The sequence below is a fragment of the Paenibacillus sp. H1-7 genome, from assembly GCF_022354825.1.
GTDB lineage: Bacteria > Bacillota > Bacilli > Paenibacillales > NBRC-103111 > Paenibacillus_S.
On record NZ_CP031168.1, the window covers coordinates 1987985 to 2005361 of the forward strand.

Sequence of the window (17377 nt, forward strand, 5' to 3'; positions counted from 1 at the left end):
GCACGGGGCTTAGTTTGTCTTGCTCTTCGTATTTAGAGGGTGTACTATGTCGCGGCCTTATGAATCTAAGGTCCGAAAGGGCGGCCTGTTTCCGGCTTGGAACTTATTTCACTTCTTCTCTGGCTTATTGGTTGCAATCATAAGGATTCGTCGACTGGTCCAGCCGGTATTCCGACGGCGAGCGGCCGTACCATTTTTTAAACTGCTTCGAGAAGTAAAGAGGATCGCTGAAGCCGACCGAAGAGGCTACCTGCTCTATTGTCAATGATTCGAGCAGCAAAATTTTGGCCCGTTCCATGCGGATTTTCAGCAAGAAGTTCATCGGCGCCATGCCGGTATGCTGCTTGAACATTTTGGACAAATGCGTTCTGTGATAGCCGAGACTGTGCGCCATAGATTCGATGGAAATCGGCTGGTGATATTGCAGCGTCAGCCAACGGATAGCCTGCTCCACCTGCTGTTGGATTCCCGACGCTTCCTCCGTCGCGATCGGATCGCGGCTGGCATCCTGCCCGTACTCCGCCATGATGAGCCGCATATAGCCCTGAGATTGCATATCGCAATGTGATAATCTTTTTTGGAGTGTTTGTTCCACTTGGTGAAACAAGGTGGACATTTTGCGTGGAGATTTGGTCGATGACACGGGCTCGTGCTGGGAAATGCCGATGCTGCTCAGCAATTGATCGACTTGATTTCCTTTGAATCCGATCCACCGGTAGCACCAAGGGTCCGTTTCGTCCGAAGCATAGCTCACCAATTCCCCGGGGAAGATGAAGAAGCTGCTGCCTTTCTCCAAATGATAATCGGTTCCCATACAACGGAATGTCCCGCGTCCGGATACTACATAATGAACCAAATAATAGTCCAGCACCTGCGGACCGACGCGATGCTGCGGCTTGGTTTGCGCTTGCCCGCTGAAGAGCACGGCTAATTCTCCTTTTCCGGGATGCGGGTTGAACGCTACGGAATGGTAGGATTCCTTCATATGGAACACCTCGGCATAATTTGATATGATAACGTTAGCAAAAATCCGGTTATAAATAACGGGTATGAAAGAGGAGAGCTGCTGCATGAAATGGAATCGGTTTATTAAAGAAAACGCACTACATCTGTCATGGGTTGTTGCGCTAGTCGCTACGCTCGGAAGCTTGTACTTCTCGGAAATAATGCGCTTTCTTCCATGTAAGCTATGCTGGTATCAACGAATTTTGATGTATCCACTGGTGATTATACTCGGCATTGCGGCGGTTCGCAAGGATACGAAGCAGTACCTCTATGTGCTGCCTCTCAGTGTGTGGGGAATGGGAGTTTCGCTCTATCATTACTTGATGCAAAAGACTTCCTGGTTCAAGGACGGCGCGACGGCTTGCGGTCCCGTTCCGTGCGACGTCGATTATATCGACTGGCTCGGGTTTATTACGATCCCGTTTTTGGCGTTCGTGGCGTTCACTCTCATAACTATTATACATATTTTGCTAGCTTTGGCCGAGCGCAAGCGCTAATTCGAAGAATGAACTACAATAATCCATATTGAAGTGGTTTGTCTCCATATGCATTCCCGGCGGCAGCGAGTATAGTCAAGGTATGAATTATAAAACCTTAATGGATATGGGAGGCAAACATGTCTAAAATCACTTTTTTGGGTGCAGGTAGTACGGTATTTGCCAAAAACGTTCTTGGCGATTGCATGATGGTCGATTCGCTTCAAGGCTTCGAGCTGGCGTTGTTCGACATTGATCCGGTTCGTCTGAAAGATTCCGAGAACATGCTGAACAACTTGAAGCAGACCCTCGGCAGCACTTGCGTGGTGAAAGCGTATACCGACCGCAAAGAAGCGCTTCGCGGAGCGAAATACATTTGTAATGCGATCCAGGTCGGCGGCTACGATCCTTGTACGATCACCGACTTCGAAATCCCTAAAAAGTACGGCTTGCGCCAAACGATTGCCGACACGGTCGGTATCGGCGGTATTTTCCGGAACCTGCGTACCATTCCGGTCATGCTGGATTTCGCCAAAGACATCCAGGAGGTTTGTCCGGACGCTTGGTTCCTGAACTATACGAACCCTATGGCGGTTCTGACTAACGCAATGAACACTTATGGCGGCGTGAAAACCGTCGGGCTCTGCCACAGCGTTCAAGGCTGCGTATCCCACCTGTTCAAAAACCTCGACCTGGATTCCACAGGCGTGCATTGGAAAATCGCAGGGATCAACCATATGGCATGGCTGCTTGAAGTGACGAAGGACGGCGTCGACTTGTACCCTGAAATCAAGCGCCGCGCTCGCGAGAAGCAGCAGGAGCTGCACAAGGATATGGTTCGTTACGAGCTGATGTTCCGCTTCGGCTACTATGTAACCGAGTCCTCGGAGCACAATGCGGAGTACCATCCGTACTTCATCAAGCGCAATTATCCGGAGCTTATCGAGCGCTTCAACATTCCGCTCGATGAGTATCCTCGCCGCTGCGTTCGCCAAATCGAGAAATGGACGACGATGCGCGAAGAGCTGGTTAATAACAAGAACCTGGAGCACAAACGCTCCAAAGAGTATGCTTCCTACATGTTCGATGCAATGGAAACGAACGTTCCGTTCAAAATCGGCGGCAACGTCATGAATACCGGCTTGATCACCAACTTGCCGAAAGAAGCTTGCGTCGAAGTATCCTGCTTGGTCGATGCTGACGGCGTAACGCCTACTTATGTCGGAGATCTTCCTCCGCAGCTTGCGGCATTGAACCGCACGAACATCAACACGCAGCTGTTGACGCTTGAAGCGGCCGTCACCGGCAAAAAAGAGCACATTTATCATGCGGCTATGCTGGATCCTCATACGGCGGCAGAGCTTTCGATGGATGATATCGTAGCAATGTGCGACGATTTGATCGAAGCGCATGGCAACTGGCTGCCTAAGTTTGTTTAATCTCTAGCGCAACACTCCTCCGGTCTGCGGCCGGGGGAGTTTTTTAGTTTGCAGCGTCATGATTGGGGTGTTTGTAAAGGAACCGCGGTCCGCACGGATTGCCCGATGATATCAGACAGCTTCCATTGCCACATCATGCTTCATTTGGTAAAATATATACGAACGTAAATTCGTATTTTGGTTTCTTGTCGTGGACAAGCTGCAACAAACATTCCAGTTAAAAGGGGACGCGATGCATGACAACGAGAAATACGGGCCTTTATGCTTTTATCCTCAGTATGGCTCTGCTGATGCAAGCCTGCTCCGATTCCGCCTCACAACAGAGCAAGCAGACGTCCGCTGTGGAGACGCGTGTAGGGGACGACACAGCCAAGCCGACGAAGCCGCCGATGGATCCCGCTCCGGCTAATGGACCGGGTTCTTCAACGTCGGCTGTCGTACCGGGGAAGCCCGAGGAGGATAAGGTTCCTGCCGGTCAGCCGGAATCGGGAGAAGGAGCTGCGGCACCCGACAAAAGCAAGGAGAGCAAGGAAAGTACACCGCCTCCTGCGGCTACGGCAACCTCATCTACTTACGGGTCGGGAGGAAAACCGGCAGCAGCCGATCGAAAAGCCTTGTCCTGGTACTATATGAAGAAGCCGAAGGGACAGGTGCCCAATTTTCCTAATGAAACGAAATCATTTACGAAAGATATGAAGGCGCTGTATGTCGGCACGGGCAAGAAAGTTTATTTGACGATCGATACGGGCGGTCCATTGGGAGATACGGATTTGCTGTTGAAGTCTTTGCGGGATAACCATGCGAAGGCGAACTTTTTCATCGCGGGATACAATGTGAAGAAAGCGCCGGATTTCGTCAGGCAGCTGGTGGAGGACGGCCATTTGGTTGCTAATCACACGATGACGCATACGGACATGAATAAGCAGACCGATGAGCAGGTGAAGAAGGAAATTCACGATTACGAGAAATTGTACAAGGAAGTAACGGGCAAAGAGATTCAGCCGTATTTCCGCTTTCCTTATGGAAGCTACAATATGCATCTGCTCCAAATGGTCTCGGAGATGGGATATACATCCGTCTTTTGGTCGACTGCCATGAGGGACTGGGAGCCTCGCAAGAACGGAGCGGACGATCCGTATAACGACATTATGAACAATTTGCATGACGGCAACATTATTTTGATGCATCAGGGGTCTGAGGAAAATATTGAAGCGTTGGATCGCATTATTAAAGGGGTCCGGGAAGCGGGCTATGAATTTGCACTTTTATCTGATATAAAGCCGTCAGCGAAATAACAGCATTTCCTTTGGGTTCAAAGGTTGGAAACATGCCGTCGCTTCTGTTATGATGTAATGACGCTGTTGTTCGCTGGTACCTTTCAGCTTCTACCATCATAATCTATTAGAGGCATGCAGCGTTTCATCAATTCACAGTCAAAGGAAGCGAGAACTTGTGCAGCAAGCGATAGCCATACTGGATTCAGGAGTCGGCGGCCTGACTGTAGTCAAAGAAATCATGCGCCAGCTCCCGCAAGAGAAAATCATTTATTTTGGCGATACGGCCCGAGCTCCCTACGGCCCGAGACCCTCCCATGAAGTAGTTCAATATACGCATCAAATCGTAGATTATTTATTGCAGTTCCAACCCAAAATGGTTGTTATCGCCTGCAACACAGCAACGGCTGTCGCTCTGGATGAGATTCGTGCACGCTTATCCATTCCTGTAGTCGGCGTTATTCATCCGGGTGCCCGTGCGGCTATCAAGACGACGCGGAGCGGAAGCATCGGTGTCATCGGAACGGAAGGCACGATCAAGAGCGGCGCTTACGAGCACGCTTTGCGGCAAATAGCTCCGAACATTCAAGTATACAGCGAAGCTTGTCCTTTGCTTGCTCCACTCGTGGAGAAAGGGCAGTTTCACACCGCTCAGACAAGAACGATTGTCGAGCAATCATTGCAAAGATTAAAACAGCAGCCTATGGATTGCTTGATCCTTGGGTGCACCCATTATCCATTCTTGGCTGACATGATTTCGGATGTCATGGGACCTGGTGTAACGCTGATCAGCTCGGCTGACGAGACGGCGAGGGAGATTAGCACGATCCTGTACCATAAAGGGATGTTAGCGACATCGAATTTCTTGCCCGTCCATCAATTTCTTTGCAGCGGGGACCCTGTTATGTTCAGGCATATTGCGCAATCTTGGCTTAATGAGCAAATTAGGGTAACGCCCGTAGTATGGCAGGTCCCTCATATTATTTAAACCAAAACCAACGGCAGGCGGCCCGGGTATCGTATCCGGACGTCTGTTTTATTATTTGCCGTACTCATCTAGTGATTGCATTGCCAAGGAATGAATCACGTCTTATTGCGTATACATAATTAGTTAGCCTCTTCCTAAGAGGAGAATAGGGGATAAAGGAGTTTTTGCCAAAAGGAGGGACGACATTGACGATAGTCCGCGGAAATGAGAATTACGGATACTCTGAGCTACTAGCCCATATCGCCCGGCTGGAGGAGAAGTACCCGTTTATACGAACGGATACCATTGGAACGAGCGTCATGGGACGCAGGATTCCGGTAGTACGTCTGGGGACGGGCGAGCACCACATCCATTTCAACGGCGCCTTCCATGCCAATGAGTGGATTACATCGCTTTTGCTGATGAAATTTGTGGAGGACTATGCGGATGCTTATGCAGCCGGTACTCTGCTTCGAGGCTGCGATATGAACGAACGGTTCAGGCAAACCTCGCTCTGGATAGTCCCTATGGTCAATCCCGATGGAGTAGAGCTCGCGCTTAAGGGGCTTGAAGGAATCGGGCAGGACCATCCGCAATACACACAGCTGCTGGAGTGGAATTCAGGCTCTCATGATTTCTCAGGATGGAAAGCGAACCTCCGCGGCGTTGATTTAAACGACCAGTTTCCGGCTCATTGGGAAACGGAGAAGGAACGAAGAGAAGTGCCGGGTCCAGGACCTCGCGATTATACAGGCGAGTCGCCTCTTTGCGAGCCTGAAGCCCGGGCGATGGCGGAGTTTACGCGGCGTCACCCGTTTCGGCTTGTGATGGCTTTTCATACACAGGGAAAAGAAATTTACTGGAATTACCGGGATATGGAGCCGGCCGAAGCCGAAACGATGGCCAACCGGTTTGGTGCGGTCAGCCGGTACTTGCCCGTGAAGCTGACGGACAGCGATGCAGGCTATAAAGACTGGTTCATTCAAGAGTTTCGAAAGCCGGGATTTACAATAGAAGCGGGGTTCGGAGTCAATCCGCTGCCTATTGACCAGTTCCCGTCGATTTACGAAGATGTCGCAGGACTAATGTTAGAAGCTTTAGTAGTATGAGGGGCCGTCCGGCGGCCTCTTTTTCTTTTTGGCGGAAATTCGCTATACTAGAGGAGAAGACTTGCTTTCATTATGGAAATGATGCGGCGATGAAGCCAACAACCAGGGAGGGATTTCGTATGTGGAAGCGACTTATTTCATTCCGTTACTGGGGTCACGTGTTTCGCCGGATCGGTCCGCTGCTGGCTTCTCCCAGAGTGCCTCTGACGGAAAAGCTGCTGTTCGCGGTGCCGGTACTCGTCTACTGGATTATGCCGGATCTTATGCCGTTTCTGCCGGTTGACGATATCGCGGTAACCTTGTTTTTAATGAATTTCTTCACCGACCGGGCCGAACGCAAATATTTATCCAACTGACAATCGGGGCTTCGAACCTAAGTTCGAAACCCCGATTTTTTGTTATTTAGGAAATGATGCGGTGCAAAGCTTCGAAGCATGATCTTCACTTTTGGGGGATTTGTTCCGTTGCTGCGGTTTACCCCATGATACCATGCCGTTATTCACCTTCCGGCCAACGAATCCAGCGCTGAAGGTAGCCTTGCTCGTAGAGAGCCTTGATAGTAATGATAAGGACGGGAGACAGGATCAAGCCCGCGACACCGAACAACGAAAGCGAGATGATCATGAAGGATAGCATCGTAAACGCCGACACTCCGAGCGAATCTCCGGTAATTTTGGGCTCCATGATTTGACGGACCAAAATGACGACGACCAGAAGAATGGTGAGCCATACCGCCAGCACCGTTTGCCCGACGACGAATAAGTAGACAATCCACGGTATGAACAGGGTGGATACGCCCAACAGCGGCAGAACGTCGAATACGGCGGAGAGAAGCGCTATCGAGAACGAATTTTTCACGCCTAAAATTACAAGCGAGATGAAGACGACAATAAAGGTCAAAGTAATCAGCTTGGCCTGAGATTTCAGGTATCCGACGATCCCCTTCAAAACGTTATCCCTCAAAAAGTAAAAGGCCGCTTTGAACGTCTTCGGCGTTTTATTCTTCGCCAATCTTTTCCAAGACTCAATCTCAATGCTTAAAAAGTACGCCAAAATAATGGCGATAACGAAGTTGACGACAAACGTCGAGAAGCTCGTCAGCATCGTAAACGTTCCGGTCAAAAATTGCCCGGCCAGAGCCGTTAATTTTTGCGTGATTTCTGTGGAATACTCTGTTATTTTCTGAGCGATATCGCTCGGAATCGAAGGCATAGTAACGAGCCGGTCATGCAGAAATTGTGTTTTGAGAACGATCTGATTTTGTAAAATCGCCGAATATTCAGGCAGCTTGTCTTTAAGATTAAGGATTTGGCTCGTAAATATGACTCCGATGCCCGTGATGGCGCCGAGGATAACCAGAATAAACAAGAAGGTGGATATGGCGGAAGCGATGCTCTTGCCTAATCCCTTTCGATGCAGGAAGCGGGCCAAAGGCTCGATAATCAAGTAGATGACAAATGCGAGAAAGATCGGGGTAGCGATCCGGTATAAATAGCTGAACAGCAGCATGAATAAGTAAACGGTTAGAAGCAGTAATGCGATATCAAACACGGTTCTCCAATATTTCCTGTAAAACGCTATCATGCGTACACCTCGTCAACAAGGGGATATAGCTAGGACCATTTGGCGGCCCAAAGCTTCATTGCTTTCAATATTTGATGAAGGTCCTGCCCCTTAGGCGTTAAGGTGTATTCTACGGTGACGGGCACGGTGGGATATGCGGTGCGTTCAAGTACACCTTGTTCTTCCAGATGACGCAGCGTTTCGGTTAACGACTTCGGGCTGATGGATTTGATGCGCTTCTGCAGCTCGCCGAAACGTTTGGTTCCGCCGAACAGCTCGCGAAGCACGAGAAACGACCATTTGCCTCCTATGGCGTCCAATGTTTTCTCGATGGAGCATTCAATATGCGTAGGCTGCTTCGGGATGTAGTTGCTAGCTTGAACGATGGCGGAGCTTTGTTCGCTTTCCAGCTTGGACATGGAATCTCATCCTTTCCCAGATAGTTGATTACTCGCAGGTAAGTAGGTATCGAAGCAATAATAAGGAGCACAATGTCTCACTAGTTTCCATAGTAAAGAAGAAATCGCAAAATAGCAAGCTGAACACGTGTGCAAAAGAGATACTCTGAAAAATAATCGTATCCCTTTTTACTTAATGTAATATTATGTAACACCAACTAGTTGTTTTTTCGTATTTCGGTGATTATAATGTTATTTAATATAACATATAATTAACAAACGTTCTGTTGGCCGGTTCGTAGGAGACTGCTTCATTATCTATCGAGAAGGAGGGTTAGGTATGCATCTGACGGTGGAACAGGCGCTGTCAATCTTTCCGTTATCGGAAGGGAAGCTGATTGCAGGCCGATCAGGGACATCGAGAATAGTGAAATCCGTCAATGTGATGGATGCTCCGGACATAACCGATTGGATCAAGGATGGCGAAATGCTGTTTACAACCGCCTACTTGATGAAGGATCGTCCCGCGGATGCCGTGCAGCTGCTGCGCAAGCTGGATCAAAGGGGCTCGGCAGGCCTTGGTATTAAGCTGGGCAGATTCTGGACCGAGGTTCCCGAGGCGATCCTGGAGGAGGCGGACCGGCTTGCCTTCCCGCTCATCGAGCTCCCGTTTCAATTTACGTTCTCCGACCAGATGAACGGTCTGTTCCAGGCGGAAATGCAGCGGAATACAAGGGTGCTCCATTCCGTTCTCGATAAACAAAAGAAGCTGATGCGGTTCGCGCTCAAATCGGATCATATCAGCGATTTTTTTCATACAATCATGGGTATTATCGGTTATTCGATTGCGGTGGTCAACTATCGCGGCCATGTTTTGTTCAATGCCACTCCGCTCGCAGAAGCTCGGTTGACTAGAGGCTGGCCGTGGAAGGACGCCGGCAAATGGATTTACACGGAGGACGGACGCTGCTTCCGGGTACCGCTGACAGAGAAGGATGAGTGTGTCGGTTATGCGATGTTTTATACGATGGAAGACCAGCTGATGAAAGTGGAGGAGGGGTTGTTCCTGCAGGCTGCGGAAATCATCTCCTACCATATAAGCTTCATCTATAAAGAGTATACGGAAAATACGATTCAAAATGACTTGGGAACGCTCATGTCCCGCTATTTGAAGGGGGATGGGACGCTTAAAACGCTGATGGACGGTGCGGAAAGGCTGGGCATACCTTTGCTTCGTGGACCTTATCAATGCGTACTGACGGCTGTGGGCCCGTTGAAGGGAGAAGGGGGACGCGAGAGGCTGCTCAGGAGCATACGGGAAGAGCTGCAATGCCACCCGGAGCTCAAAGGGCTGCAGGTGCTCCATTTTCATTTGGAGGAAGGGATGTTCTCGCTCTATCCTGCAGACTCGTTTCCGGGTCACGGGAAGCTGTCTGCGATATTGACTGCGTGTATGAACGGTGCCGCTGACACTTCAAGAGAGTGGCGCGGAGTTAGAGTGTGCGTCAGCAACAAGAAGAAGCGGCCTGAATCTCTGCAGGAAGCCTACGGGGAGTGCGCGGGGGTGTTCGGCCTTGCCGAGAAGCTGGGGTTGAAGGATATGGTGGTTCAGTTCGAGACGGTGGAGTTTTCTTACTTGTTCCAACATTTGCCCAGGGAAAGCATGGCCACCTTCTGCGAAGAGGTGCTGGATGCGCTTTTGAGTAAGGATCCTGACTATTCTCAGGAAATGCTGCGTACCCTCGAGGCGTTCATTGAAAACGACGGGCAAATCAACGAAACGGCCAAGCAATTGTTCATTCATCGCAATACAGCAGCATATCGTTTGGAGAAGATCGGTGAAATTCTTGAGGTGGATTTTAAAAATGTCAATGATTTGCTCAGATTAAAGTTGGTGTTCGTTTTCAGACAAATGCTGAAGGTTGTCTAGCTGAATTGCTGCCGGAAGGGAGAAGCTGCCATGAAGCTGCTAATAAAACAAGCTCACATCCTGACGATGAATTCGGCGGATGAGCAGTTTATCGGAGATGTATGGATTGAGGGACAACGTATCGTGCATATAGGAGCGGATCTCGGAGCGCTGGAAAAACAGGCGGACCGCGTTCTGCAGGGGGCGGGCAAGGTGCTGCTTCCGGGCTTTGTGCAAACGCATGTTCATTTGTGCCAAACGCTGTTTCGAGGGAGGGCCGACGATCTGGAGCTGATGGATTGGCTGAGGAACCGGATCTGGCCGCTGGAGGCATCGCATGACGAGGAGTCCGTATATTATTCCGCAATGTTAGGGATCGGCGAGCTCATTCGCAGCGGAACGACGACGATATTGGATATGGAGACGGTCAATTATACGGATTCGGCTTTTCGTGCCATTGCAGAGAGCGGGCTGCGGGCTATATCCGGCAAGGTGATGATGGATCATGGGGACAATGTCCCTGACAGACTGCTGGAGCGTACGGATGAATCGCTTCGGCAAAGCGTGGAGCTTCTGGAGAAGTGGAACGGTCTCGACGATGGCCGGATCCAATACGCGTTCTGCCCGCGATTTGTTGTATCCTGCACCGAACGGCTGCTTAAGGAAGTGAGAGATCTAAGTGCGCATTACGATGTGAGGGTTCATACCCATGCATCGGAGAATCGCGGAGAAATCGAGCTGGTGGAACAAGAACGCGGAATGCGTAATGTCGTATACCTCGACCATATCGGCTTGGCGAATCCGAGGCTGATTCTGGCGCATTGTATTTGGCTGGATGAGGAGGAAAAGCGGATTATACGGGACAAAGGGGTGAAGGTAACCCACTGTCCCGGTTCAAATCTGAAGCTGGCGTCCGGCATAGCCGAAATTCCGGAGCTCTTGTCCCGTGAGATTCATGTCGGTCTCGGTGCGGATGGAGCGCCTTGCAACAACAATTTGGATATGTTCCAGGAGATGAGGCTCGCGGCATTGATTCATAAGGCGGAGCATGGTCCCACTTCGATGGACGCGAAGACGGTGCTGCGAATGGCAACAATGGGCGGGGCGGAGGTTCTTGGCATGGAGTCCGAGATCGGCAGTATCGAGCCTGGCAAGCGGGCTGATTTGATCATGATAGATTTGAATGACTTCCATACATTCCCATCCTACGATGTTGATATGTACTCTCGTATCGTTTACTCTACAACCCGCGGCGACGTAGAGACGGTGCTGATTGACGGTAAAGTGGTGCTGGAGAACAAGCGTCACCTGACGTTGGATAAACAACGGATACTAAAAGAATCGGACCGTTCGATCAAGCGGCTTATCAAACGGATGTAATGGACCGAGAGGTGGTTGAAGGGGGGATTTTATGAATATGCACCGGCTGCTTCAAGCTGTGTTCTCATTCGAACGGGTGATGGTGCTTGCAACCGTGGTGGAGGTTGACGGGCATGCGTACAGGAAGGCCGGTGCCGCCATGCTTTTGATGGGGGAGGCTGGAACGCTCGGGGAAATAAGCCCTGGCTGCTTGGAAGCCGATTTGAATGCAAGAGTGGATGAGGTGTGGTCGGGCCGTGTTCCGGTGCTAGTTGAGTACGACATGCGGCCAACCGATGATTTGTCGTGGGGCGAAGCTGTCGGATGTGGAGGGTTCATTCGAGTGCTGCTGGAGCCGATCGACGATCGGTTGCGGGAATGGCTAAGCCGGGTGAAACGGCTGCTCGACGAAGGGATGGCTGTGCGGTTTGCGCGAATCATGAACTCTGACTTCTCGGAAGTGTTGGAATATCGATTGGAGGCGGCGGGGCGTGAGGCTGAAGAGGGGCTGTTGCTGCATGTCGGACCTGGAGGCGGGCAAGTTATGGAGTGTGTGCATGCATCCAGCCCAAGACTGTTGTTGTTCGGCGCTACGGATGATGCGATACCGGTGGCGGAGCTTGCCGCGAAGGGCGGATTTCGTGTTCTGGTTGCGGATTGGCGCCAGGCATTGTGTACGAAGGAGCGGTTTGCAGCTGCTTCGCTGTTTGTAGGGAGTCCCAAAGAAATTCTCCTGCATACCGGTATCAAGGATGGAGATTATGTCGTGCTAATGAGTCACTATTTTCCCAAAGATCAAGAGCTGCTTAGGCTGCTGATGCCAATTAAGCTCAAATATTTGGGGATCATGGGCTCGCGAACCCGTACCGAGCGTATGCTGGAAAAGCGCGAGGTCCCGGAATGGCTCGAATACCCGGTAGGGATGGCGATCGGTGCGGATGGCGCGGAGGAAATTGCCGTAAGTATCGTCGCCCAGCTGATACAAGTGCGCAGATTAGGAATGCTGAACAAGAATGTCGAGAAAGCGGGGGAGGATCATGGATATAGCCGGGATTTACTTGGGAGCCGGCGCCAGCCGCCGGATGGGGCGATCCAAGCTGTCGATTGAGCTTGCTGCCGGACGGAGGCTCGGGGGCTATGCGTTGGACCAAGCGCTGCAATCTGCGCTAAACCGGGTTGTTGTAGTGACGCGCGGAGGTGAGGTGGATTGGCTATCCCCGTCGTTTGGTGCTGCGTGCACAGAAGGGCGGCTGCAGAGAGCGGTTTGCTTCGACTCGGACAAAGGAATGGCGCATTCGCTGCGCTGCGGACTGCAGGCTGCTTGTGAAGTCTCTGAACCGGACGCGGTGGTTGTTCTATTGGCAGATCAGCCGCTCGTCAGTGCGGAGATGATCAATCGTTTAATCGGCAGCTACAAGGAGTGTCCGGGATTGGACTACGTTGCAGCGGGTTGTTTGGGTGCGCCGAGGCCGCCTGTGCTGTTTGCAAAATCGATGTTTGACGTACTGCGGAAGCTGGAGGGCGACGAAGGGGCGAGATCGCTATTCGGCTTGCCTCATTATAGCGGGATGATAAGAGAAGAAGCGGAAACGTACCGCTTTCTGGATGCGGATACTCCGGAAGATTTGGAACGCATCCGATTTTTTTACCGCATTGGAAAGTCTAAGTTCAGTAAAGCGATAAAGCGTATCGAGGATCTTTCCAACCGGCGATAAAAACTACCACGCGTACGAAGTGAGTTTTGCTATAGCAAAGGCTTTCAGTCGCTCCTCTGGGAGGGACGTTGCTAGAGGCTTTTCTCACCCTTATGCTATATAAATTGACGCGATGATTACATTTAATTGTAGTTTGAAATAAACAAGACGCCCGTAAAGTTGGGACGATTGGCGGAGGAGGGGGAAGCTGATGGCTGTAGGTTCTTACGAGATGTATTCCGTTCCTCGTGTGTGGCAGCCTTCCGATCTGGCGGAAGCGTGGGAGCTGCGCCGTGCGTTGGGGGCTGAGAGCTGTTTTGTGGCGGGAGGCACGCTGCTGCGGACGCAATGGGAAGCCGGTGCGGCTGCAATGCCTCGTCATCTGATAAGTCTGGAACGAATATCTGCGCTAAAAGGGATTCGAGTCATTCGGACGTCACCGCCGGAGCGCCAGGTATTACGTATTGGTCCGCTCACGACTCTGGAGGGGGTAAGAAGAAATCCATACAGCAAGCTGCTTGCCGAAGCTTGCCGGACTATTGCTGCTCCGTCGATCCGCCATCAGGGGACGATCGGAGGCAATGTCGCATCCGGGATAGGGGACGCTATTCCTGCTCTTCTAGTGCTCGGAGCTGAGTTGGTCTGGTTCGACGGCGGTGAATGCGTGACGGAGTCGTTGGAAGATTGGTTGGCTGCTGCAAAAGATTCAGGACGGAATGCGCATGATCACCGTATTTTGACGGGTTTAGTCGCAAATGGAGATGAAATCGAAGGGGGATCCGATGAGGAAAGGAAGCGTCGGATCGTTTTTTATCATAAAGTCGGGCGAAGGGAAGCGTTCGTACCGTCGCTCATAACGGCAGCCGGCTCCTTGAGGTTGCATGAAGACGGGCGAGTAGCGACGGCGAAGCTGGCTGTCGGTGGCGGGGCGAGTACGGCGCAGCGTCTGCACGAGACGGAAGCGCTGCTCGAAGGCAAGGAACTGACCCCGGAGATGATGCGACGGGTGTTGAATGGGATATCATCGGAATGGAAGGCGTTCCGAGATGCATTCGCGACCGCGGAATACCGGAGGACGGCTGCGGCTAACTTGATTGTATCGGAATTGTGGAGTGCGCGTCGAAGGAACAACGGCAAGCGAGGAGGGGAAAGCGATGCTGTTAAATAAAGAAACGGCTGGAGCCCGCTGGCATACCCGTCCGGATGGAGCGGAGAAGGTTACGGGCGCGCTGGCTTATTTGACCGACCGGCATATGGCTGGCATGCTCTACGGGAAAGTGCTTCGGAGCGAGCATGCCCATGCCTGGATTTTATCGATCCGCACGGAAAAGGCGGAGCGGCTGCCCGGCGTCCGTGCCGTTATTACTCACAAGGATGTTCCGGGGATGAACCGGTTCGGTATCGCCATCCCCGACCAGCCGGTTTTGTGTGAGGACCGGGTGCGGTTTATCGGCGATGCGGTGGCGGCGGTAGCGGCCGATAGCCTGGACATTGCCGAGAGAGCGCTGGAGCTGATTGAAGTTACTTATGTGCAGCTTCCGGTGCTGGATGATCCCGAGGAAGCGCTGAAGCCGGATGCGATAAAGCTGCATCCTTCCGGCAATGTGCTGCATCGGACGAATTACAAGCGAGGCGGCGCGGTAGATGTGTTCGCGGAATGTGCCTATGTCGTAGAAGGGACATATTATACCCCTAGACAGATGCATGCCTATATGGAGACGGAAGGCGGATTGTTCGTGCCTGAAGCGGACGGGAGGCTTTCCGTTTATGCGCCTACCCAACACGGATACAAGGATAGAATGCAGCTGTCGCGCATATTGGCTATGCCGGAGGAAGATATCAGGGTCGTATCCAGTCCGATAGGAGGTTCTTTCGGCGGGAAGGACGAGTTGAACATTCAGCCGTTCGGCGCCATGCTCGCCTTGAAGAGCGGTCGCCCGGTCAAGCTGCATCAGGACCGCTGGGAATCCGTGCGTGCCGGGTTGAAGCGCCATCCGATGAAAATAACGATGCGGACGGGAATTGATAGCAATGGGCGGCTTCTTGCGCATCAAGTCCGGATTGTTGCCGATACGGGAGCTTATGCAACGCTGGGACCGGCGGTGCTGAACTTTGCGACCGAGCATGCGATGGGTCCATACCGGATCGCACATGTCGATGTGGAAGGGGTCTCGGTCTATACGAACAACGGAGTATCCGGTGAGTTTCGCGGGTTTGGCGGCAATCAGGTCATCTTCGCACTTGAAGGCCAAATGGACCGTTTGGCGAGCGAGCTGGGAATGGACCCGTGGGAATTTCGCAGGATGAACCTGCGCGAAAAGGACGATCCCGGTCCGATGGGGCAGCGAATTGTAGCTACCGATGGAGCGAGACAAATATGGGAATCGATTCGCCACAGTGAATTGTGGAACAAGAAGGTCTCTGGCTGTGAAAAAGAGCTCCGCCCTCCTTGGATACGCAGAGGAATCGGCGCTGCTATTGCGATGCATGGATCGGGGCTTGGCTTCGGCTTGCCGGATTTTGGCGGCGGCAGGCTGTCGTTGAACCGATCGGGCAAGATTGAGGCGGCATTCGGCTACGAGGAGTTCGGCCAAGGGCTGTTGGCGACGCTCCAAATCATGCTGCTGGATCACTTTCGCTGCAATAAGGAAGATATCGAAATGGTCATCGGCGATACCGACAGGGTGCCGCACAGCGGGTCGAGCACGGCATCCAGGGCGACGACGATGCTGTGGCAGGCGCTGCAGCGGATGAGGCAGCCTTTTCTCGATAAATTGCTTACAAGAGCTTCCGCCATAACCGGCTTGGCTCCGGAGGAGTTGGATACCGGTCCCGGGGGTGTATGGCTCCGGGTTGAGATGGACCGTGCGGACGATGCCGACCGTCATCCGGTAGTTACGTATGCGCGTCTTGCGAATGAGAGTGACCAGATTCTCAGTGTAAGCAGTCAATTTCATTTTCCTACGACACCGGATGCGGTGATGGGCGGGCATTTTCTTTATACCTATACGGGGGTTGTTGTGGAAGTGGAGGTAAACACTCTGACCGGAAAGGCGAAGGTAACCGATCAGTTCCACGCCGTTGCGGCCGGTCCAGTTATTAATCCGATGGGGTTTCTTGGGCAGATCGAAGGAGGGAGCAGTATGGCGCTTGGCTTTACCCTGACTGAGGATGCGCTGATGTCTTCCGGGCATTACTTGACGAAAAATTTGGATACGTATCTCGTTCCGACCATTGCGGATACTCCGGCGCAATTTAGCTTGGAAGCAATAGAGGAGCTGCCTGAGGGTGATCCGTACGGACCGAGAGGGATCGGAGAGGTAGGTACGGTTGCGGTAGCCCCGGCTATCGCTTCCGCTATATACGATGCTTCCGGCCGTCGGGTCGAGAAGCTCCCCGTATCACCTGAGCTGTTAATTGAACCGTTGCGGGTAGAGGGAGGAGAGGGTACTGATGATCATGGATGAGGCGGGTTGGAGCTGCCGGTTGAACGGCGAGGTGATCAGGCTGGGCGAGGTGTCTCCGTCCCGCAGGCTGTTGGACATTCTCAGGGAGGATCTGCAGCTTACCGGAACCAAAGTCTCCTGTGAAATGGGGCGATGCGGGGCTTGCATGGTGCTGCTGGACGGCAAGCCGGCGAACAGCTGTCTGTTGATGGCGTACCAATGCGAAGGGAGAGATATCGTCACGATTGAGGGGTTGGCCGGTCCTGACTCCGATCCGGTTCAGCGTGCTTTTCTGGAAGAAGGAGCGTTTCAATGCGGCTACTGCACCTCAGGGATGATTATGTCGGTCAAAGGTCTGCTTGCGGCTAATTCGTGTCCGTCCCGGGCGGAGATCGAGGAAGGACTGTCGGGCAATTTATGCCGGTGCACAGGCTATGGATCTATCGTAAGGGCGGTCGAGAAAATAATGAAATAAAGCAAGGGGGCTCCATATGAAGAAACGGCTATAGTCGAACGATACGACGGATCTCTGGCCAAATGTTTCATGGATAACCGTGTCTGCCTGATGGCGGATGCGGTTTTTTAGTTTACCCCGCAGTTCTGGAGTGGCTGAAGGCGAGTAATATGTTATTTAATATTACATATAAATCCATAATTAAAGTGCATCAAGCACAAAAATTTGTTTTTATGTTATATAATATTACAAAAACATTACTTAGCCATTTACCCGGCTCAATT

16 protein-coding genes are annotated in these 17377 nt (G+C 51.9%); 13 read left to right on the plus strand and 3 right to left on the minus strand.

Annotated elements, in window-relative coordinates; translation table 11 throughout:
* Nucleotides 1–124: 124 nt before the first annotated feature.
* Nucleotides 125–985, minus strand: coding sequence for an AraC family transcriptional regulator (locus tag DVH26_RS09070; protein WP_239633375.1), 861 nt, complete (start codon nt 983–985; stop codon nt 125–127).
* A gap of 85 nt (nt 986–1070) precedes the next feature.
* Between DVH26_RS09070 and DVH26_RS09075 the strand changes: the two genes are divergently transcribed.
* The 6 genes from DVH26_RS09075 (at nt 1071) to DVH26_RS09100 (ending at nt 6626) form a co-directional block, all read left to right on the plus strand.
* Nucleotides 1071–1502 carry a disulfide oxidoreductase gene (locus DVH26_RS09075; protein WP_239633376.1) on the plus strand — a complete coding sequence of 144 codons (432 nt, stop codon included), beginning with the start codon at nt 1071–1073 and terminating at the stop codon, nt 1500–1502.
* Between the two features lie 119 nt (nt 1503–1621).
* The gene (melA, locus tag DVH26_RS09080) at nt 1622–2920 is read left to right on the plus strand and encodes an alpha-glucosidase/alpha-galactosidase (protein WP_239633377.1); all 1299 of its coding nucleotides are present in this window, start codon (nt 1622–1624) and stop codon (nt 2918–2920) included.
* Nucleotides 2921–3156: 236 nt separating this feature from the next.
* Nucleotides 3157–4215 carry a delta-lactam-biosynthetic de-N-acetylase gene (locus DVH26_RS09085; RefSeq protein ID WP_239633378.1) on the plus strand — a complete coding sequence of 353 codons (1059 nt, stop codon included), beginning with the start codon at nt 3157–3159 and terminating at the stop codon, nt 4213–4215.
* A gap of 157 nt (nt 4216–4372) precedes the next feature.
* Nucleotides 4373–5182: a glutamate racemase gene (gene racE, locus DVH26_RS09090; RefSeq protein ID WP_239633379.1), complete on the plus strand. Its 810-nt coding sequence runs from the start codon at nt 4373–4375 to the stop codon at nt 5180–5182.
* A 185-nt stretch (nt 5183–5367) separates the two neighbouring features.
* Nucleotides 5368–6270 carry a M14 family metallopeptidase gene (locus tag DVH26_RS09095; RefSeq protein ID WP_239633380.1) on the plus strand — a complete coding sequence of 301 codons (903 nt, stop codon included), beginning with the start codon at nt 5368–5370 and terminating at the stop codon, nt 6268–6270.
* 119 nt (nt 6271–6389) lie between these two features.
* On the plus strand, nt 6390–6626 hold the full coding sequence (locus DVH26_RS09100) for a hypothetical protein (protein WP_239633381.1): 237 nt from the start codon (nt 6390–6392) through the stop codon (nt 6624–6626).
* Nucleotides 6627–6765: 139 nt separating this feature from the next.
* On the opposite strand, the gene ytvI is transcribed toward DVH26_RS09100, so the two are convergent.
* A complete protein-coding gene (ytvI, locus tag DVH26_RS09105; RefSeq protein WP_239633382.1) occupies nt 6766–7854 on the minus strand; it encodes a sporulation integral membrane protein YtvI in 1089 nt (362 codons plus the stop codon).
* A gap of 29 nt (nt 7855–7883) precedes the next feature.
* Nucleotides 7884–8252, minus strand: a complete 369-nt coding sequence (locus DVH26_RS09110; RefSeq protein ID WP_239633383.1) for a winged helix-turn-helix transcriptional regulator — start codon at nt 8250–8252, stop codon at nt 7884–7886.
* Between the two features lie 319 nt (nt 8253–8571).
* Here DVH26_RS09110 and DVH26_RS09115 point away from each other — a divergent pair, with 319 nt between their 5' ends.
* The 7 genes from DVH26_RS09115 to DVH26_RS09145 all read left to right on the plus strand — a co-directional run bounded on the left by DVH26_RS09115 (nt 8572) and on the right by DVH26_RS09145 (nt 17114).
* A complete protein-coding gene (locus tag DVH26_RS09115) occupies nt 8572–10161 on the plus strand; it encodes a PucR family transcriptional regulator (protein ID WP_239633384.1) in 1590 nt (529 codons plus the stop codon).
* 30 nt (nt 10162–10191) lie between these two features.
* Complete coding sequence (locus DVH26_RS09120) at nt 10192–11520, plus strand: 5'-deoxyadenosine deaminase (RefSeq protein ID WP_239633385.1); 1329 nt, start codon at nt 10192–10194, stop codon at nt 11518–11520.
* Nucleotides 11521–11551: 31 nt separating this feature from the next.
* On the plus strand, nt 11552–12607 hold the full coding sequence (locus DVH26_RS09125; RefSeq protein WP_239633386.1) for an XdhC family protein: 1056 nt from the start codon (nt 11552–11554) through the stop codon (nt 12605–12607).
* Nucleotides 12537–13214 (plus strand): nucleotidyltransferase family protein, encoded by a 678-nt coding sequence (locus DVH26_RS09130; protein ID WP_239633387.1) that lies wholly within the window; start codon nt 12537–12539, stop codon nt 13212–13214. Before DVH26_RS09125 ends, DVH26_RS09130 begins: the two co-directional genes overlap by 71 nt.
* A 190-nt stretch (nt 13215–13404) precedes the next feature.
* On the plus strand, nt 13405–14361 hold the full coding sequence (locus DVH26_RS09135) for an FAD binding domain-containing protein (RefSeq protein WP_239633388.1): 957 nt from the start codon (nt 13405–13407) through the stop codon (nt 14359–14361).
* A complete protein-coding gene (gene pucD, locus DVH26_RS09140) occupies nt 14348–16660 on the plus strand; it encodes a xanthine dehydrogenase subunit D (RefSeq protein ID WP_239633389.1) in 2313 nt (770 codons plus the stop codon). The genes DVH26_RS09135 and pucD overlap by 14 nt, the downstream gene beginning before the upstream one ends.
* Nucleotides 16647–17114 (plus strand): (2Fe-2S)-binding protein, encoded by a 468-nt coding sequence (locus tag DVH26_RS09145; protein ID WP_481857579.1) that lies wholly within the window; start codon nt 16647–16649, stop codon nt 17112–17114. Before pucD ends, DVH26_RS09145 begins: the two co-directional genes overlap by 14 nt.
* The last annotated feature ends 263 nt before the right edge of the window (nt 17115–17377 follow it).